This window comes from Klebsiella sp. w6 (genome assembly GCF_033100215.1).
Classification (GTDB): Bacteria; Pseudomonadota; Gammaproteobacteria; order Enterobacterales; family Enterobacteriaceae; genus Klebsiella; species Klebsiella variicola.
On the sequence record NZ_CP136907.1, the window covers coordinates 3,141,945 to 3,156,449 of the forward strand.

Sequence of the window (14,505 nt, forward strand, 5' to 3'; positions counted from 1 at the left end):
TGTCCCGCGAACCGCGGTTACCCCGGGGCGGGACGACGGTTATTCGCGACGCAGTCGGCGAGCCAGGCGGGTGCCCAGCGTCTGAATGAGCTGGACAATCACAATCAGCACCAGGGCGGTGGTGAGGGTGGCAAAGGCGTCGAAGCGCTGATAGCCATAGGTGATCGCCAGGTCGCCAATTCCGCCGCCGCCCACCGTTCCTGCCATGGCGGTCGCACCAAGCAGGCCGATGGTCGCCGTGGTAAGGGCCAGAATCAGCGACGCTGCCGCCTCCGGCAGCATAAAATGCCAGACCGTCTGCAGGGGGGTCGCGCCCATCGCATCCGCGGCTTCGAGGATCCCCTCATCCACCTCCAGCAGTGAGCTCTCCACCAGCCGGGCAATGTACGGGGCGACAAAAACGATCAGCGGCACGATGGCCCCCGCGGTGCCGATAGTGGTGCCCACCAGCAGTCGGGTAAAGGGCAGGATCACAATCAGCAAAATGATAAACGGCAGCGAACGCAGCACGTTAATCAGCGGATTCAACGCCTGATGCACCACCGGGTTGGCCACGATGCCGCCGGGACGGCAAACCACCAGCACAATCCCTAACGGTACGCCGATCAGCGCGCCAAAGCCCAGCGAGACGGCGACCATAATCAGCGTGTCATGCAGCGCCAGCAGAAACTGATCGCCGGTAATGGCGGTATCAATAAGATCAAACATGGGTGATTTTCACTCCTGCATCGGCCAGATGGGTGATGGCGCGGTCGGTTTCGTCAGGCTCGCCGAGGAGTTGCACAATCATACATCCCAGAATCCGGCCCTGAACTTCAGACATGCTGGCAAACAGGATATTCACCTCGACAGCATACTCGCGGATCAGGTGGTTAATGATCGGCTGCTGCGCCGTCGCGCCGATAAATTCGAGGCGTATAGCCCGGGCGCCGTTATCGCGCTGCAGGAGCGACGCCACCCGCTGCGGCAGACGATCGTGCACCACCGACTGCACGAAACTGGCCGTTACCGGATGCTGCGGCTGGGCAAAGAGGTCGAAAACCGTCCCCTGCTCAACGATACGGCCCGCCTGCATCACCGCCACCTTGTGACAGATTTTCTGGATCACCGACATCTCATGGGTGATCAGTACGATGGTGATGCCATAGCGGCGATTAATCTCCTGCAAGAGCAGTAAGATCTGCACCGTGGTGTGAGGATCGAGCGCCGAGGTGGCTTCATCGCACAGCAGCACCGACGGGTTGGTGGCGAGCGCCCGGGCAATACCGACCCGCTGCTTTTGTCCACCCGACAGCTCATTAGGGTAGCAGTGGATTTTGTCGCTCAGATCGACGAACGCCAGCAGTTCCGCCACCCGCGCCTGGATAAAGGCCTTGTCGCGGCCTTGTAAAATCAGCGGGATGGCGATGTTATGGAAAACGGTTTTCGAATTCAGCAGATTAAAATTCTGAAAGATCATGCCGATATCTTTTTTGATGGCCTGCAGGCGCTGGCCGCTGCAGGCCTGTAGCGGCTCGCCGTTTAACAGCACCTCGCCCTCGCCAGGCGTTTCCAGACGATTAATCAGCCGTAATAAGGTGCTTTTTCCTGCCCCGCTGTAGCCAATAATGCCGAAAATATCGCCTCGTTCAATGCTGAGATTAATATCCTGCAAGGCCAGAACCGGATGTCCTTTCCTGAAAAAGCTTTTACTGACGTGGCGAAACTCTATCATCGCGTTATTCATTTTAAATAATCAGGAAGCAGGTAACCATCATACTGTGGATGGCTGAGAATATATTTTTTGAAATCGGCAGAGTGGTAGCCATCGATAATATCTTTGGCAAACTGCGCCTTCTGATTTTTACCGGCGACGGTCACAACATTAATAAAATGGCTGGTGGCTGCCTCCAGCTTTAATGCCGAAGTCAGAGACATACCGCTGGAGACGGCGAAATTGCCCTGAATCAGGCCATAGTCGACATCCGGCAGAGCGCGAACCTGCTGGGCATTATCCATCTCTTTAAGGACAATTTTGTACGGATTGTCAACGATATTGCGCTGCGAAAAAGTGGCGGGGTCGCTGTCCGGTTTGACCTTCACCCAGCCCAGACTCTGTAACACCAGCACCGCGCGATATTCGTTCGACGGCTGGTTCGGTACCGACACGACGGTCCCTGCCGCCGGAGTGCCCAGGGTGGTCAGTTTACCGCCGTACAGCCCCATCGGCGGCGTGGGGACCTGCACAATGCCCACGTTATCGATCCCCAGCCGCTCATTAATTGCTTTCAGATATACCGGATGCTGCATAATATTCGCTTCGATATCCCCGCGGGCTACTGCATCATTCACCTGAATACCGTCGCTGAAATCCTTATATTCGATTTTATATCCTTTACTCAATAAATAGGGCGCAACGCCTTTCTCAAATTGTTCTTTGTACGGCCCGGGGTTAAAGCCGACGCGAATAAGATGATCATCGGCGGCGGCATAAAAAGAGGTGGCCGACAACAGGGCGAGAGTCATCCCGAGCGCAACTGACTTGTTCATAAGGTATTTTCCTGGAAGGTTGGCGATATTGAGCGATTAAATCACAGCCGACTGTGGGTTGTAAGCCAGAACGCCGGATTTCCTTTTGCTAATTCCTCATTAACTTTTGCTATATCGACATATCCTAAAAACAAGAATCCTTTGCGTTTTTTGTTATTTAGCCAGGCGCAATAAATCCCTTAAAGATGGCTAATTATTCGTGACTTAAACCGGGAATGTTATGCCTGATTTTACTGCTTCGCCGCTGGTGGACGCGCTGGAAGAGAATCTGTTCAGCTTGCTGGAAAAACTGGCCGCGGAGGTCAACACCGAAGCGCTGCCGCTGATCGATCTTTCCAGCGGCAGTCCGGATCAACCCACTCCGCCGGAAGTGATTGACTCGCTGCAGAGCGCCATTCATCGTCGTGAAAACCATGGCTACCCGTCGTTCTGGGGCAAACCGCAGGTCCGCGAGGCGATCGCCCAGTTCTATCGCCGGCAGTATGATGTGGAACTCGATCCGCACAGCGAAGTCGCCGTGTTTCAGGGTTCGCATATCGGCATTGGCGGCATCCCGCGGGCGCTGCTCAGCCCCGGTCAATATCTGATCTCCACCGATCCCTGCTATCCAATTTACCGCTCGGCGGCGCTGCAGTCCCAGGCCGCGTTTTATGGCCTGCCGCTCAGGGCGGAGAACCATTTCCTGCCGGATTTTAACGACCTCCCCCGGGAGGTCGCTGACAAGGCCGGGCTGGTGGTGCTTAACTACCCGCATAATCCAACCGGCGCCCTCGCCACGCCGGCGCTGTTCGCCAGCGCTCTGCAATTTGCCCGTCGTCACCAGGTGCCGATCCTCCATGATTTTGCCTATGCGGCCATCGGCAGCGCGGCCAGCGATGCGCCGCTGAGCCTCTTCTCCCAGCCCGACGCGAAAGCGTGGGGAGTGGAAACCTATACCTTTTCCAAGACCTTTAATATGGCCGGCTGGCGCTTCGGCTTCGCGGTCGGCAACGCCTCGATTATCCGGGCGTTTAAAAAGCTGCACACCCATAGCTACAGCACGGTGTTTGGCGCGATTCAGGATGCGGCGATCGCCGCGCTCAACCTGCCGGCCGAACGGATTGCGCAGCTGACGGCGGTCTATCATCAACGTCGGGAGTGGGTTCTGCGTCGACTGGCTGCGCTGCGCTGGCCGGCGCGTGCCGCACAAGGCACTTTCTTCCTCTGGCTCGGCGTGCCGCCCGGCTACCGTTCGCAGGAGTTTGCCCGCCTGCTGCTGCAGGAAGCGCATATTCTGGTGGCACCGGGCACTGGTTTTGGCGAAGGGGGTGAAGGGTTTATTCGCATCAGCCTCACGGCAGGCGACGACGCGCTGAGCAACGCGCTGGACCGTCTCGCCCTGCTGGCGCTGTTTTAGTCCGCCGCCGGGGGAAGTGAAAACACGTAACCCAGGCCGCCGGGGGTTACTCCGCTGAGGAGTCCATCACCGACAGCACAATTTTGCCCTGCAGACGACCTTGCACCGCTCGCTCGTGCGCCATCTGCGCCTGCGCAAGGGGGAAAACGCTGTCAATCGCCACCCGGATGACCCCGGCGTCCAGCAGGTCGGCAAGCCGGGCGAGCTGCGCGCCGCTGGAGCGTACCTGGGTAGTGGAGACCGTCACTCCGCGCTGTCGCGCCTCTTCCGCCCCGGCAAAACCGAGCGGAAAGACCGGGTACAGCGCGCCGCCGGGCCGCAGGGTACGCAGAAAACGGCCGCTGGCCGGCCCGCCCGGCGCATCAATGACCAGATCCAGGTCACGCACCGCCTCCTCAACCGCAGTGGTCGTATAGTCGATAACGGCATCGGCGCCGAGCTGACGTAAAAAGGCTTCATGGCGGCCCGCGGCGACGGCAATCACCTCGGCGCCCTGCCACTTCGCCAGCTGTACGGCGAAATGACCAACGCCGCCCGCCGCACCGTTGACCAGGACGCGTTTACCCGCCAGCGGCACCGGCCGATGCGGCCCCGGCTGCAGCGGATTCGCCACCTCATGCCCGGGATCGATCATGAACTGCCAGGCGGTGAGGAGCGACATCGGCACCGCGGCGGCCTGCTGATGGCTCAGGGTTAGGGGTTTGCGGGCCAGGTCGCTGACCGGTACGCTAACGTACTCGGCGTAAGCGCGGCTGCCCCCTGCCGCCCCTTCAGGAAATCGCGCCATGGCGTACACGTCGTCGCCGACCGCCACCTCCCGGACGTCATCCGCCCGCGCCACCACCACCCCGGAGAGATCGGTCCCGAGGATCAAGGGAAAGCGGACCTCGGGCCGCCATTCCGGGGGCAGCTGTTGATAGCCATCGCGCAGATAGCTGTCCGGTGGGTTCACGCCCACCGCGTGCACCTGCACCAGCACCTCGCCAGCCTGCAACACCGGCAGTGGCGCATCCTCATAGCTCAGGACTTCCGGCCCGCCAAAGGCGTGCTGTTGAACAGCCTTCATCATCTGCGTCGACATCGCTTTCTCCTCATATGGAAATGCGTTATATTTAACGGAGCACTGTTCCGAATATATGGAGCAGTGCTCCGATTGTCAAGGAACGCCAATGAGAGCTGATGCCAGAAAAAATTATGATCTGTTGATCGACGTGGCCCGGGAAGTGTTTGTGGAGCAAGGCGCCGAGGCCTCGCTGCGCGATATCGCCCGCCGGGCGGGCGTCGGAATGGGAACCCTCTACCGCCACTTTCCCAACCGCGACAGCCTGCTGGAAGCCCTGCTCCGCAGCCGCTTTGCGGCGCTAACCGCCCGGGCTGAGTCGCTTCTGCTCGTCGCCGATCCTGCCGCGGCGCTGCTGGAGTGGCTGGCCGAGAGCGTGGCGTTTACCCATCAGCATCGCGGGATCATCGCCCCGCTGATGAGCGCCATCGACGATCCTGAGTCCGCCCTGCACAGCGCCTGCGTTGCCCTGCGCGCCGCCGGTACGTCGCTGCTGACCCGCGCGCAGCAGGCCGGGCAGGCACGGCCAGATCTCAGCGGAGACGAACTGTTCGATCTGATTGCCGCGCTTGCCTGGCTGCGGGAGCAACCGTCCCATGCCCCGCGCGCAGAGCGGATTTTAGCGGTGCTGGCCGACGCGATCCTGACTGCCGCCTAGCGGCGGCTGGTCACCGACGAGACAGCACGCCTGGCGGGTGACCGGAACGCCAGCCTTTAACGATCAAACGCCCAGCGGGCCCCGCTGGTCAGCGCCCGCTCGAAGGCGGGACGGCCGGGGCCTGCCAGCCAGCCGGCGAAGGTGTGCAGCTGCGGGTGCAGCTGGCGCAGGGCGTTGAGGTCGGCGTGCCCGGCCAGCCGCCCGTCGTCCACCAGCCCGGTCAGCTTGTGCAGAAAAGGACTGGCAGCCAGCACCTCATCGGAAAATCGCGAATAGGGGATCGGCCGTCCCGCCGCCGCGGAGAATAACCCCTCCAGCTGACGGCCGGTCACGCTGTCGCTGGCGATCTCAAACGTCTTGCCGGCAAAACGCGCTGGCGCGGCAAAAACCGCCGCGACAAGATGGCCGATATCCTCCACCGCCAGCACCTGCATCCTCCCCTCCGGCAGCATAAAAAAGTGAAAATGACCTTCATCAAGGCCAAAACCGGGCATCACCAGCAGCTCCATAAAGGTGGCGGGACGCACGATGGTCGCCGCCAGCGGCAGGCGGCGGATATGCCGTTCAATTTCCGCTTTGGTGTCATAATGCGCTACGCCGGTGGGCGTCTCCCCCGCCGCGCTGCCGGAGCTGTACACCAGATGCTTCACCCCGCACTCGACGGCGAGATCGGCGATGGTTATCCCGTAGCGTACCTCCTGCTCATCGGTCACCGTCCCTCCCGGCGAACTGGGCTGGACGCTGAAGACGCCGTCGACCCCGGCCATTGCCGACCGCATTGCCGCCCGGTCTTCAAAGGTACCCACCACCAGCTCGGCTCCCCGCGCCGCCAGCGCAGCGGCCCCGGCGGAGAAAGGATCCCTGACCAGCGCCCGAACCCGCCAGCCGCGGTGCAGCAGCGCCCGCGCCACCGAGCCGCCCTGCTGACCGGTCGCGCCAAAAACCAACACGCTTTGCGCATTATTCATCACTGTTTCCCCTTATCTGCAACTTGTTGCCCGGCCTCTCGCCAGCGATAGTCACCTTGCTTATCCTCCTCCAGCCAGCCGCAGGAAGACCCGGCAAAATGCCCGGTGAACCATTGAGCATGATGGCTTGCCCCCCACGCCATCATCTTCCGTCGGGAGGCTTCCGCCTGCCGGGGATCGCCGCAGAACGCTGAATTCCACTGCGGATGGGCAAACTGGAGCGGGGAATGAAGGAGATCGCCGGAGAAACAGGCGTAATCATCTCCGGCGGCGAGGATCAGCGCGGCATGGTCCGGACTGTGGCCGGGGGTGGGCACAAAGGCGATCCGCCCGCCGACCCGCGGCCGGGCCGCCACATCGACGGTTTCCAGCAGGCCGGCCTCGATCACCGGCAGCAGGCTGTCGAGCCACAGCGCCCGGTAGCGTTCGCTGTTTTTCACCCGCGTCAGCTCTTTTGCCGAGCACAGGTAGCGGGCGTTGGGGAACAGCGGCACCCAGCGATCGTCCTGCCAGACGGTATTCCATCCGACATGGTCGGTATGCAGGTGGGTCAGTAGCACCAGGGTCACGTCCTCCGGGTTCACTCCCGCGGCGCGGAGATTCTCCAGATACGGCGTGTTAAGTTGATGATAGAGTGGATTGCCGCCGCGCTCCCGACCATTGCCGGTGGCGGTATCGATAACAATCAGATCGTGGGGAGTCGGCACCACCCAGCTGTGGATTGACAGCGCAATCGGCTGAATAACGGCCTCCGCCTCCGCTACCGGGAACGCCTGTGGATAGAGCGCCGCCGGCTGCAGGGTAATCTCGCGCTCCGGCACTTTGAAAATCAGGCTATCGCCTGTCTGGTAAGTTTGCATCACACCCTCCGCGCGCATTGCGCTGGTTGATTTATCGGGGTGAGATTCACTATGCTGCCGGGATAACCCACATTCAAATTGATTATCATAATGAAGAAAATCATTGAAAATGATTTTAGTCGTATCGATCTGAATCTGTTGACGGTCTTGATGGTGCTATACCGCGAAGCGAGCGTCACCCGCACCGCAGAGGTGTTGCACCTTGGCCAGCCGGCTATCAGCGGGGCGCTGAAGCGGCTGCGCGAGATGTTTGACGACCCGCTGTTCGTGCGCAGCGCCAGAGGCATGCTGCCGACGCCGCGGGCGCAAGCGCTGATGACCGACCTGCAGCCGCTGATGGAAAACCTGCATTCGGCGATGTTTGGCGCCGGGGAGTTCGTCCCGGCGCGCGCACAGCAGCTTTTTCGCATCGGCCTCAGCGACTGGAGCGAACACTGGCTGATGCCCCAGCTGTTACCCGGGATGATGCAGGAGGCGCCCGGGGTCTCACTGCAGTCGATAGCCGCCGACCCCTTCCAGGTTCGCCAGCTGCTGGAGGAGGAGCGCATTGATGTCGCGGTGTCTGTCAACAAACAGAGCCGCGGGGAGGTGGTCAGCGAGCCAGTGATGACCATGGGAGTCACCACTCTGTGGTCGCCGCAGCAGATCCCCTGTCGCGGGCCGCTGTCGGTGAGCGACTTTGTCGCCTGGGAACATGTGATGGTGGCCTATCGTGAAACCGGCCACGGGGAAATAGACCGCCAGCTCGCCAGCCAGGGACTCGCGCGGCGCGTGCGCTTTGCCACGCAGAATTTCTCCACCTTTCCCCTGCTGCTGACCACCCTGCCGCTGTTCGCCACCGTCCCGCAGGGGCTGGCGCAGCGCTGGCAGGCGCAGCACGCGTTGCGTGCAGACGCCCCGCCGGTTACGTACCCGGAATTTACGCTGTGCATTTTGCGGCACAAACGGCGGGTGCAGGATCCGGCGCTGAACTGGCTGGTGACGAAGTTAAAACAGGCCATGCGCGGCCAATAACCGGGCCGATGCCCCGGCATCAGGCCTCGCTGAGCGGGGGTTGCAGAATGCGCCTGCTCCAGTCATAAAATGCGCGCACCGCCGGCGGCAGATAGCGGTTTTGCGGATAGACCAGCGACAAGGGAAGATCAGAAGCGGCCTGCTCCAGACAGGCGACCAGCGCCCCGCTCTGCAGATAAGGTTCCGCCAGATAGCTGGCGACGCGGATCAGGCCCAGCCCCTGAATGCCGGCCTGAATGTAGGCATCGGTATCGTCGACCACCAGCGTCTCCCGCATGCGGATCGCGCAGTCGCCGTCATCGAGGGAGAAAAGCCAGTCGATGGTCCGCCCGGTACGGTGGTTCAGGTAGCCCACCGCCCGGTGGTGGTGCAGATCGTCGATGCTCTGCGGCCGGCCGTGGGCCGCGAGCCAGGCCGGCGAGGCGAGGACCATCCAGCGGTAGCGAGCCAGAGGACGCGCCACCAGGGTGGTGGAATCTTCGATCCGCCCGGTACGGATCACGCAGTCGAATCCCTCCTGAATAATATCTTCCACGTTGTCGCTTGAGCAGAGGATCAGCTCCAGGTCGGGATACTGCTGCAAAAACTCGCCGATCCTCGGCAGAATGCAGTGGCGGGCAAGGGATTGCGGCATCCCCACTTTGAATCGCCCGGCGGGCTGAGCCGAGCGCCCGGGAAAGGAGGCTTCCATCGCCGCTATCTCGGCCAGCAGCCTTTTACACGCCTCGTAGTACCGGCGACCCTCCGCCGTCACGCTGAGCTTGCGGGTGGTGCGCTGAAGAAGCTGCGCCCCAAACCAGGCTTCCAGCTCCTTCACTACCCGCGACACCGTGGAGCGCGGCTGCCCGAGCACCTCCGCCGCACGGGCGAAGCTGTGGGCATCCACAACCGCAACATACAACTGCATGGCATCCAGTCTGTCCATTTCGTTCTCCCCCGGCAATTATTATCCCATTATCACGAACAGTCTAACCCGAAATCCTGTTCTTATCGAATGATGCCCGCCCCCCTACACTGAGCCTGTAGCCAGTCAGTACAAGGCTTAACTGAGCAAGGAGTCAAAATGAAAACTGATAATCTTAATCATGAGGAAAAGGTATTGGTGCTGGGAGCGGGACAACTGGGCGCCGCCGTTCTCGATGCGCTGGTGCCTGCGGTTATCCAGCGTCAGGGCACGGTCTCGGTTATCGTCTCGCCGGCGGCCAGGGATGAAGCCGGCCAGCTGCGGTCGGCAAACCATCAGGCGCTGGCCGACGCCGGAGCCACCTTCCTCGCCGTCGACATCGCCGGTAGCGCCATGGAGACGCTGGCCGATCAGTTTCGCGGATTCACCACCGTGATTAACTGCATGGGATTTGTCGCCGGTCCGGGGACACAGCTGAAAATTACCCGCGCGGTGCTGGCGGCCGGGGTACCCCGCTATTTTCCCTGGCAGTTTGGCGTCAATTACGATGTGGTCGGCAAAGGCAGCGGTCAGCCGGTCTGGGACGAGCAGTACGATGTCCGGATCCTGCTGCGCGCGCAGCGGGCCACGGAGTGGGTCATTGTCTCCACCGGGATGTTTACCAGCTTTCTCTTCGAACCAGACTTCGATGTAGTGAATTTATCCAACCGAACCCTTCACGCCCTTGGCAGCTGGGATACCCAGGTGACCGTCACCTCACCGGCGGATATTGGCCGCCTGACCACGGCGATTTATCTGCATCAGCCGCGGATCGTCAACGAGGTGGTGTTTGTTGCCGGCGAAACGACCACTTACCGGCAGCTGGCGGATACCGTGGAGCGCGTAACGCAGCAGACGTTCAGCAAAGCCGTCCACACCCTGCCCGCCCTGCTGGAGCAGCTGCGGACAGACCCGGATGACGCCATGCTGCGCTATCGCGCCGCCTTCGCCCGGGGGGATGGCGTGTGGTGGCCGATGGGCGACACCTGGAATGCCCGCCACCAGCTGCCGACCCAGGACATTGCCGGCTGGCTGCAGACTGCGCGCTGATTTTCTCTCACAGGACAGAATGACGATGAACAAGTTAATTCCACTGATCGTATTGAGTTGTCTGCTGCCCCTGGCGGCAAATGCCAGAACCATCACCGCCACCGGCGATACCCTGGACCATGCGGAGAGCAAAATCCGCCAGCAGGCCGCCCGCGAGGGCGCGACCGCCTATCGCATTACTGAAGCGCGAATGGGCAATAAAGTGCATATCACAGCGACCCTCGTGGACTAAACCACCGGCGCCAGGCTCAGGGATGAGCTGCCGCCAGCCCGCGCGCCAGGTCAGGCGCTCATTTTTTCCCGTCGACGATCGCGGCCCGGCGGCGCGCCATACAGGCGAGCGTATTCCCGGGTGAACTGCGACACGCTGATATAGCCCACCTCCCCGGCAGCCTGCGCAATACTCATCCCTTCCGCCAACATCAGGCGGCGGGCGTGGATCAGGCGTAACTGCTTCTGAAACTGCAGCGGCGACAGCGTGGTCATGGCGCGGAAATGACGGTGAAAGACAGAGACGCTCATCCCAGCGGCGTCGGCCAGCGCGTCGACGCTGACTGGCTGCATAAAATCCCGGCGCAGCATCGCCACCGCCCGGCGGATCCGCGCTGAATGGCTGTCTACGGCGCCCAGCGCCCGAATGGCCGGCCCGTGGACACTCTGCAACAGCCAGTAATGCAGCTCCCGCCGTAGACCTTCCCCCAGCACCGCCAGCGCCCCCGGTTGATCAAACAGTCTTGCCAGCCGGTAAGCGGCATCCGTCACATCGGCATTCATCGGTTCGATACCGACGCGGGGCGCCTCATCCGGCCCTGACGGCCCGGCCTCCTGCAGCTCGCGCAGGATAGCCAGGTCCAGCTCCAGCACCAGCGCGTAATAGGGAAAACGCTGACTGGCCTCGGTGATCTGGCTGGTGGTGGGGACATCCGCGGCAATCACCATCGCCTCCCCCGGGCCATAGTCAAAGCTCGCCAGGCCGGTGGTCACGCTCTTACGCCCCTGGAGCAGCATGGCCACCAGCGGCCTGGCGATAGCCGCCTGTAGATCGCCAGGATGCAGGGCCCGCACCAGGGTGATGCCGGGAACCGGGGTAACCGCCACCCCGCTGCTATCGACATGAGCATCAGCAAACCGGCGGCAGAGATCGAACAGGGCGTCGCACATAAGTTCCTTTCAGGCAAGTTTTAAAGCCTGAGTATGCGCTATTTCCCGGGAAAAGGGGGTGAACGGAGAGAAATGGGCAAAAAATAACAAGGATTGGGCAACCCGGCCTGACGCGCGGCCCCTATTGTAGAGCCTCAACATACCAGAGAGGACCGAACATGACTAAGATTGCACTTATTACCGGCGCCAACCGCGGCCTTGGCCGTCAGACTGCACTGGATATCGCCCGCCAGGGTGGGGATGTCATCGTCACCTGCCGCGGCAATCTCGAACAGGCGGAAGAGGTGGTCGCCGACATCCGCGCCCTGGGGCGCAAGGCCATCGCCCTGCCGCTGGATATGGCGCAAACCGCCAGCTTCCCGGCTTTCGCCGACAGCCTCGGCAGCGCGCTGGCCAGCGTCTGGGGGCGGGCCACTTTCGACCACCTGATCAATAACGCAGGGCACGGCGAATTCGCCCCGCTGGCCGAAACGCGCGAAGCGCAGTTCGACGGGCTGTTTAACGTCCACGTTAAAGGGGTATTTTTCCTCGTACAAACCCTGCTGCCGCTGCTGGCAGACGGCGGACGGATCGTTAACTTCTCCTCCGGGCTGACCCGCGTCTCCTATCCTGGCTTCTCCGCCTACGCTGCGGCCAAAGCGGCCGTGGAGATGCTGAGCGTGTACATGGCCCGCGAGCTGGGCGGGCGCGGCATCACCGTCAATACCATCGCCCCCGGGGCTATCGCCACCGATTTTGGCGGCGGGCTGGTGCGGGACGACGCGGGGGTTAACGCGCAGTTTGCCGCCATGACGGCGCTGGGACGGGTGGGCGTTCCTGAGGATATTGGGCCAATGATCGCCAGCCTGCTGCGCGACGATAACCGCTGGGTGACCGCCCAGCGGATCGAGGTGTCGGGCGGACAAACCATCTGACGACTCAGGCTGGCAGGATGTGCTCCAGCGCCAGGCCTGCCAGCCGCACGGTCTCCAGAAGACGCGGCAGGCTATCCCCCTCCCGCGCTTTCGCCGACAGGCCAAGCATCAGCGTATCCATATAGTCAGTCACCCGCAGCGCGTCCTGCGGGCGATGGCGGGCGATATACTGCTGGATTTTGGCCCTCGCCGCAGCATGCCATTCGCCAGCCGCCCCTCGGGCGTCGGCATCCTGGCAATGTACCCCCTCCAGCACCAGACAGCCGGCGGCGGCCGGATCGGCCACATAGCGGCGAGCCGCCTCCTGCAGCACGGCGATGAGCGACGCCGCCACCGGCTGGTCGTCTCGCAGCAGGGCGTCGATGGGAATGGCCCCGGTCTGGCTGTAGCGCTGCAGGACGCGGGTATACAGCCCGAGCTTGCTGCCGAAAGCGGCATAAAAACTCGGGGGATTGATACCGAAAGCCTGGGTCAGATCGGCCACGCTCACCGCGTCATAGCCTCGCGCGTGAAAGAGGCGTTGCGCCGTTTCAATGGCCTGTTCCGCATCAAACTGGCGAGGACGTCCCGGAGTACGCCCTGATTTTGTAGTGGTCACTATATTAATCCTTGACAGCCTGTTTTGCCGCAGCATATTGTAATCGTCACTACAATATCATGAGGTACGGGATATGACAGCATTTCACAACAAATCAGTGCTGGTTTTAGGCGGGAGTCGGGGAATTGGCGCGGCGATTGTCAGGCGTTTTGTCGCCGATGGCGCATCGGTGGTGTTTAGCTATTCCGGTTCGCCGGAAGCGGCCGAGCGGCTGGCGGCGGAGACCGGCAGCACGGCGGTGCAGGCGGATAGCGCCGATCGTGATGCGGTAATAAGCCTGGTCCGCGACAGCGGCCCGCTGGACGTGTTAGTGGTCAATGCCGGGATCGCCATTTTCGGCGATGCCCTCGAGCAGGACAGCGATGCCATCGATCGCCTGTTCCGCATCAATATTCATGCCCCCTACCATGCCTCCGTGGAAGCGGCGCGCCGCATGCCGGAAGGCGGGCGCATTATTGTCATCGGTTCGGTCAATGGCGATCGCATGCCGGTGCCGGGAATGGCGGCCTATGCGGTCAGCAAATCGGCCCTGCAGGGGCTGGCGCGTGGCCTGGCGCGTGATTTTGGCTCGCGCGGCATCACGGTCAACGTCGTCCAGCCCGGCCCTGTTGATACCGACGCCAACCCGGAGAACGGTCCGATGAAAGAGCTGATGCACAGCTTTATGGCCATTAAGCGCCATGGCCGCCCGGAAGAGGTGGCGGGAATGGTGGCGTGGCTGGCCGGTCCGGAGGCGTCATTTGTCACGGGCGCCATGCACACCATCGACGGCGCGTTTGGCGCCTGATATCCCCGGGCGGCGATGCGCGCTTTGCACCGCCGCCGCGGGAACGTCATCGCCTGTCAGGGATTGTCAGGCCAGGCTGTCGACCGCCATAAAAAAGCGTTCTTCGGTAAGCATAAGCCGCGCTTGCGGGGACTGGTGCGCCTTGCGGATCATCCAGCCATCCTCCGGGGCCAGGCTAAGATAAAACACCTCCCGGTAGCCCGTACCGCCGGGTGTCTCGAGACTCAGCGTCACGATCCCCTTTTCCACGCCATCCAACAGCTGCTGCGGCACGATATTGACGCTGCGCTCGCCGTTTTGCAGACGAATGGCCGGGATATCGTAGCGGCAGATGCCGCTGTTGAGGCTGTAGCCAAGAGTGCTCAGGTCGTGGAGGTGGCGGGTCGAAATCACCACCTCGATACCGGTTCCATCAAACCACTGACTTACCTGCTGAGCCAGCGCCGCCATTTGCTGGCGAAACCTGGCGATATCCGCGGCGGATTTTGCTGTTGCTGCAGTTTCTTAAAAAAACGTTCCCTCGCTGTCACGTTATCTCCCTGTACTGTGGTGAAGATGGTTATCGCC

General features: G+C 61.9%; 16 protein-coding genes and 1 pseudogene. 7 read left to right on the top strand and 10 right to left on the bottom strand.

The features are described from left to right. Positions 1–39 precede the first annotated feature (39 nt). From R0140_RS15580 to R0140_RS15590, 3 genes are read right to left on the bottom strand one after another with little or no spacing between them, the layout of a single operon-like run. Positions 40–708: a methionine ABC transporter permease gene (locus tag R0140_RS15580; RefSeq protein WP_004892563.1), complete on the bottom strand. Its 669-nt coding sequence runs from the start codon at positions 706–708 to the stop codon at positions 40–42. Then, positions 701–1,714, bottom strand: a complete 1,014-nt coding sequence (locus R0140_RS15585; protein ID WP_155007203.1) for a methionine ABC transporter ATP-binding protein — start codon at positions 1,712–1,714, stop codon at positions 701–703. The genes R0140_RS15580 and R0140_RS15585 overlap by 8 nt, the downstream gene beginning before the upstream one ends. An 8-nt stretch (positions 1,715–1,722) precedes the next feature. Continuing rightward, the gene (locus R0140_RS15590) at positions 1,723–2,529 is read right to left on the bottom strand and encodes a MetQ/NlpA family ABC transporter substrate-binding protein (RefSeq protein WP_008805161.1); all 807 of its coding nucleotides are present in this window, start codon (positions 2,527–2,529) and stop codon (positions 1,723–1,725) included. 220 nt (positions 2,530–2,749) lie between these two features. On the opposite strand from R0140_RS15590, the gene R0140_RS15595 reads away from it, so the two are divergent. Beyond that, entirely contained in the window at positions 2,750–3,925 is a 1,176-nt protein-coding gene (locus R0140_RS15595; protein WP_032735412.1) for an aminotransferase class I/II-fold pyridoxal phosphate-dependent enzyme, read from the top strand. Positions 3,926–3,971: 46 nt separating this feature from the next. Here R0140_RS15595 and R0140_RS15600 read toward each other — a convergent pair whose 3' ends face one another. Beyond that, complete coding sequence (locus tag R0140_RS15600; protein WP_032735411.1) at positions 3,972–5,006, bottom strand: NADP-dependent oxidoreductase; 1,035 nt, start codon at positions 5,004–5,006, stop codon at positions 3,972–3,974. Positions 5,007–5,094: 88 nt separating this feature from the next. On the opposite strand from R0140_RS15600, the gene R0140_RS15605 reads away from it, so the two are divergent. Continuing rightward, the gene (locus R0140_RS15605) at positions 5,095–5,643 is read left to right on the top strand and encodes a TetR/AcrR family transcriptional regulator (RefSeq protein WP_023297494.1); all 549 of its coding nucleotides are present in this window, start codon (positions 5,095–5,097) and stop codon (positions 5,641–5,643) included. A gap of 56 nt (positions 5,644–5,699) precedes the next feature. Here R0140_RS15605 and R0140_RS15610 read toward each other — a convergent pair whose 3' ends face one another. Together R0140_RS15610 and R0140_RS15615 are read right to left on the bottom strand one after the other, a co-directional pair. Next, positions 5,700–6,611, bottom strand: a complete 912-nt coding sequence (locus R0140_RS15610) for an NmrA/HSCARG family protein (protein ID WP_032735410.1) — start codon at positions 6,609–6,611, stop codon at positions 5,700–5,702. Beyond that, positions 6,604–7,474: pseudogene (locus R0140_RS15615) on the bottom strand (MBL fold metallo-hydrolase). The gene R0140_RS15610 and the pseudogene R0140_RS15615 overlap by 8 nt, the downstream one beginning before the upstream one ends. An 87-nt stretch (positions 7,475–7,561) precedes the next feature. Between R0140_RS15615 and R0140_RS15620 the strand changes: the two are divergent. Then, the gene (locus R0140_RS15620) at positions 7,562–8,485 is read left to right on the top strand and encodes a LysR family transcriptional regulator (RefSeq protein ID WP_023297491.1); all 924 of its coding nucleotides are present in this window, start codon (positions 7,562–7,564) and stop codon (positions 8,483–8,485) included. A gap of 19 nt (positions 8,486–8,504) precedes the next feature. On the opposite strand, the gene R0140_RS15625 is transcribed toward R0140_RS15620, so the two are convergent. Then, entirely contained in the window at positions 8,505–9,410 is a 906-nt protein-coding gene (locus tag R0140_RS15625) for a LysR family transcriptional regulator (RefSeq protein ID WP_317703849.1), read from the bottom strand. A 138-nt stretch (positions 9,411–9,548) separates the two neighbouring features. Between R0140_RS15625 and R0140_RS15630 the strand changes: the two genes are divergently transcribed. Both R0140_RS15630 and R0140_RS15635 read left to right on the top strand, forming a co-directional pair. Then, a complete protein-coding gene (locus tag R0140_RS15630; protein WP_032739750.1) occupies positions 9,549–10,478 on the top strand; it encodes an aromatic alcohol reductase in 930 nt (309 codons plus the stop codon). Positions 10,479–10,503: 25 nt separating this feature from the next. Next, positions 10,504–10,710 carry a YdgH/BhsA/McbA family protein gene (locus tag R0140_RS15635; RefSeq protein ID WP_016160878.1) on the top strand — a complete coding sequence of 69 codons (207 nt, stop codon included), beginning with the start codon at positions 10,504–10,506 and terminating at the stop codon, positions 10,708–10,710. 50 nt (positions 10,711–10,760) lie between these two features. On the opposite strand, the gene R0140_RS15640 is transcribed toward R0140_RS15635, so the two are convergent. Continuing rightward, positions 10,761–11,639, bottom strand: a complete 879-nt coding sequence (locus R0140_RS15640; protein ID WP_032739749.1) for an AraC family transcriptional regulator — start codon at positions 11,637–11,639, stop codon at positions 10,761–10,763. 158 nt (positions 11,640–11,797) lie between these two features. Between R0140_RS15640 and R0140_RS15645 the strand changes: the two genes are divergently transcribed. After that, a complete protein-coding gene (locus R0140_RS15645) occupies positions 11,798–12,553 on the top strand; it encodes an SDR family NAD(P)-dependent oxidoreductase (RefSeq protein WP_022066352.1) in 756 nt (251 codons plus the stop codon). 4 nt (positions 12,554–12,557) lie between these two features. Here the strand turns inward: R0140_RS15645 and R0140_RS15650 are convergent, their stop codons facing one another. After that, a complete protein-coding gene (locus R0140_RS15650) occupies positions 12,558–13,151 on the bottom strand; it encodes a TetR/AcrR family transcriptional regulator (RefSeq protein ID WP_008805172.1) in 594 nt (197 codons plus the stop codon). Between the two features lie 73 nt (positions 13,152–13,224). Between R0140_RS15650 and bdcA the strand changes: the two genes are divergently transcribed. Next, entirely contained in the window at positions 13,225–13,938 is a 714-nt protein-coding gene (bdcA, locus tag R0140_RS15655) for an SDR family oxidoreductase (RefSeq protein WP_046882208.1), read from the top strand. A 66-nt stretch (positions 13,939–14,004) separates the two neighbouring features. On the opposite strand, the gene R0140_RS15660 is transcribed toward bdcA, so the two are convergent. After that, positions 14,005–14,388, bottom strand: a complete 384-nt coding sequence (locus R0140_RS15660; RefSeq protein WP_317703850.1) for a hypothetical protein — start codon at positions 14,386–14,388, stop codon at positions 14,005–14,007. Between the last annotated feature and the right edge of the window lie 117 nt (positions 14,389–14,505).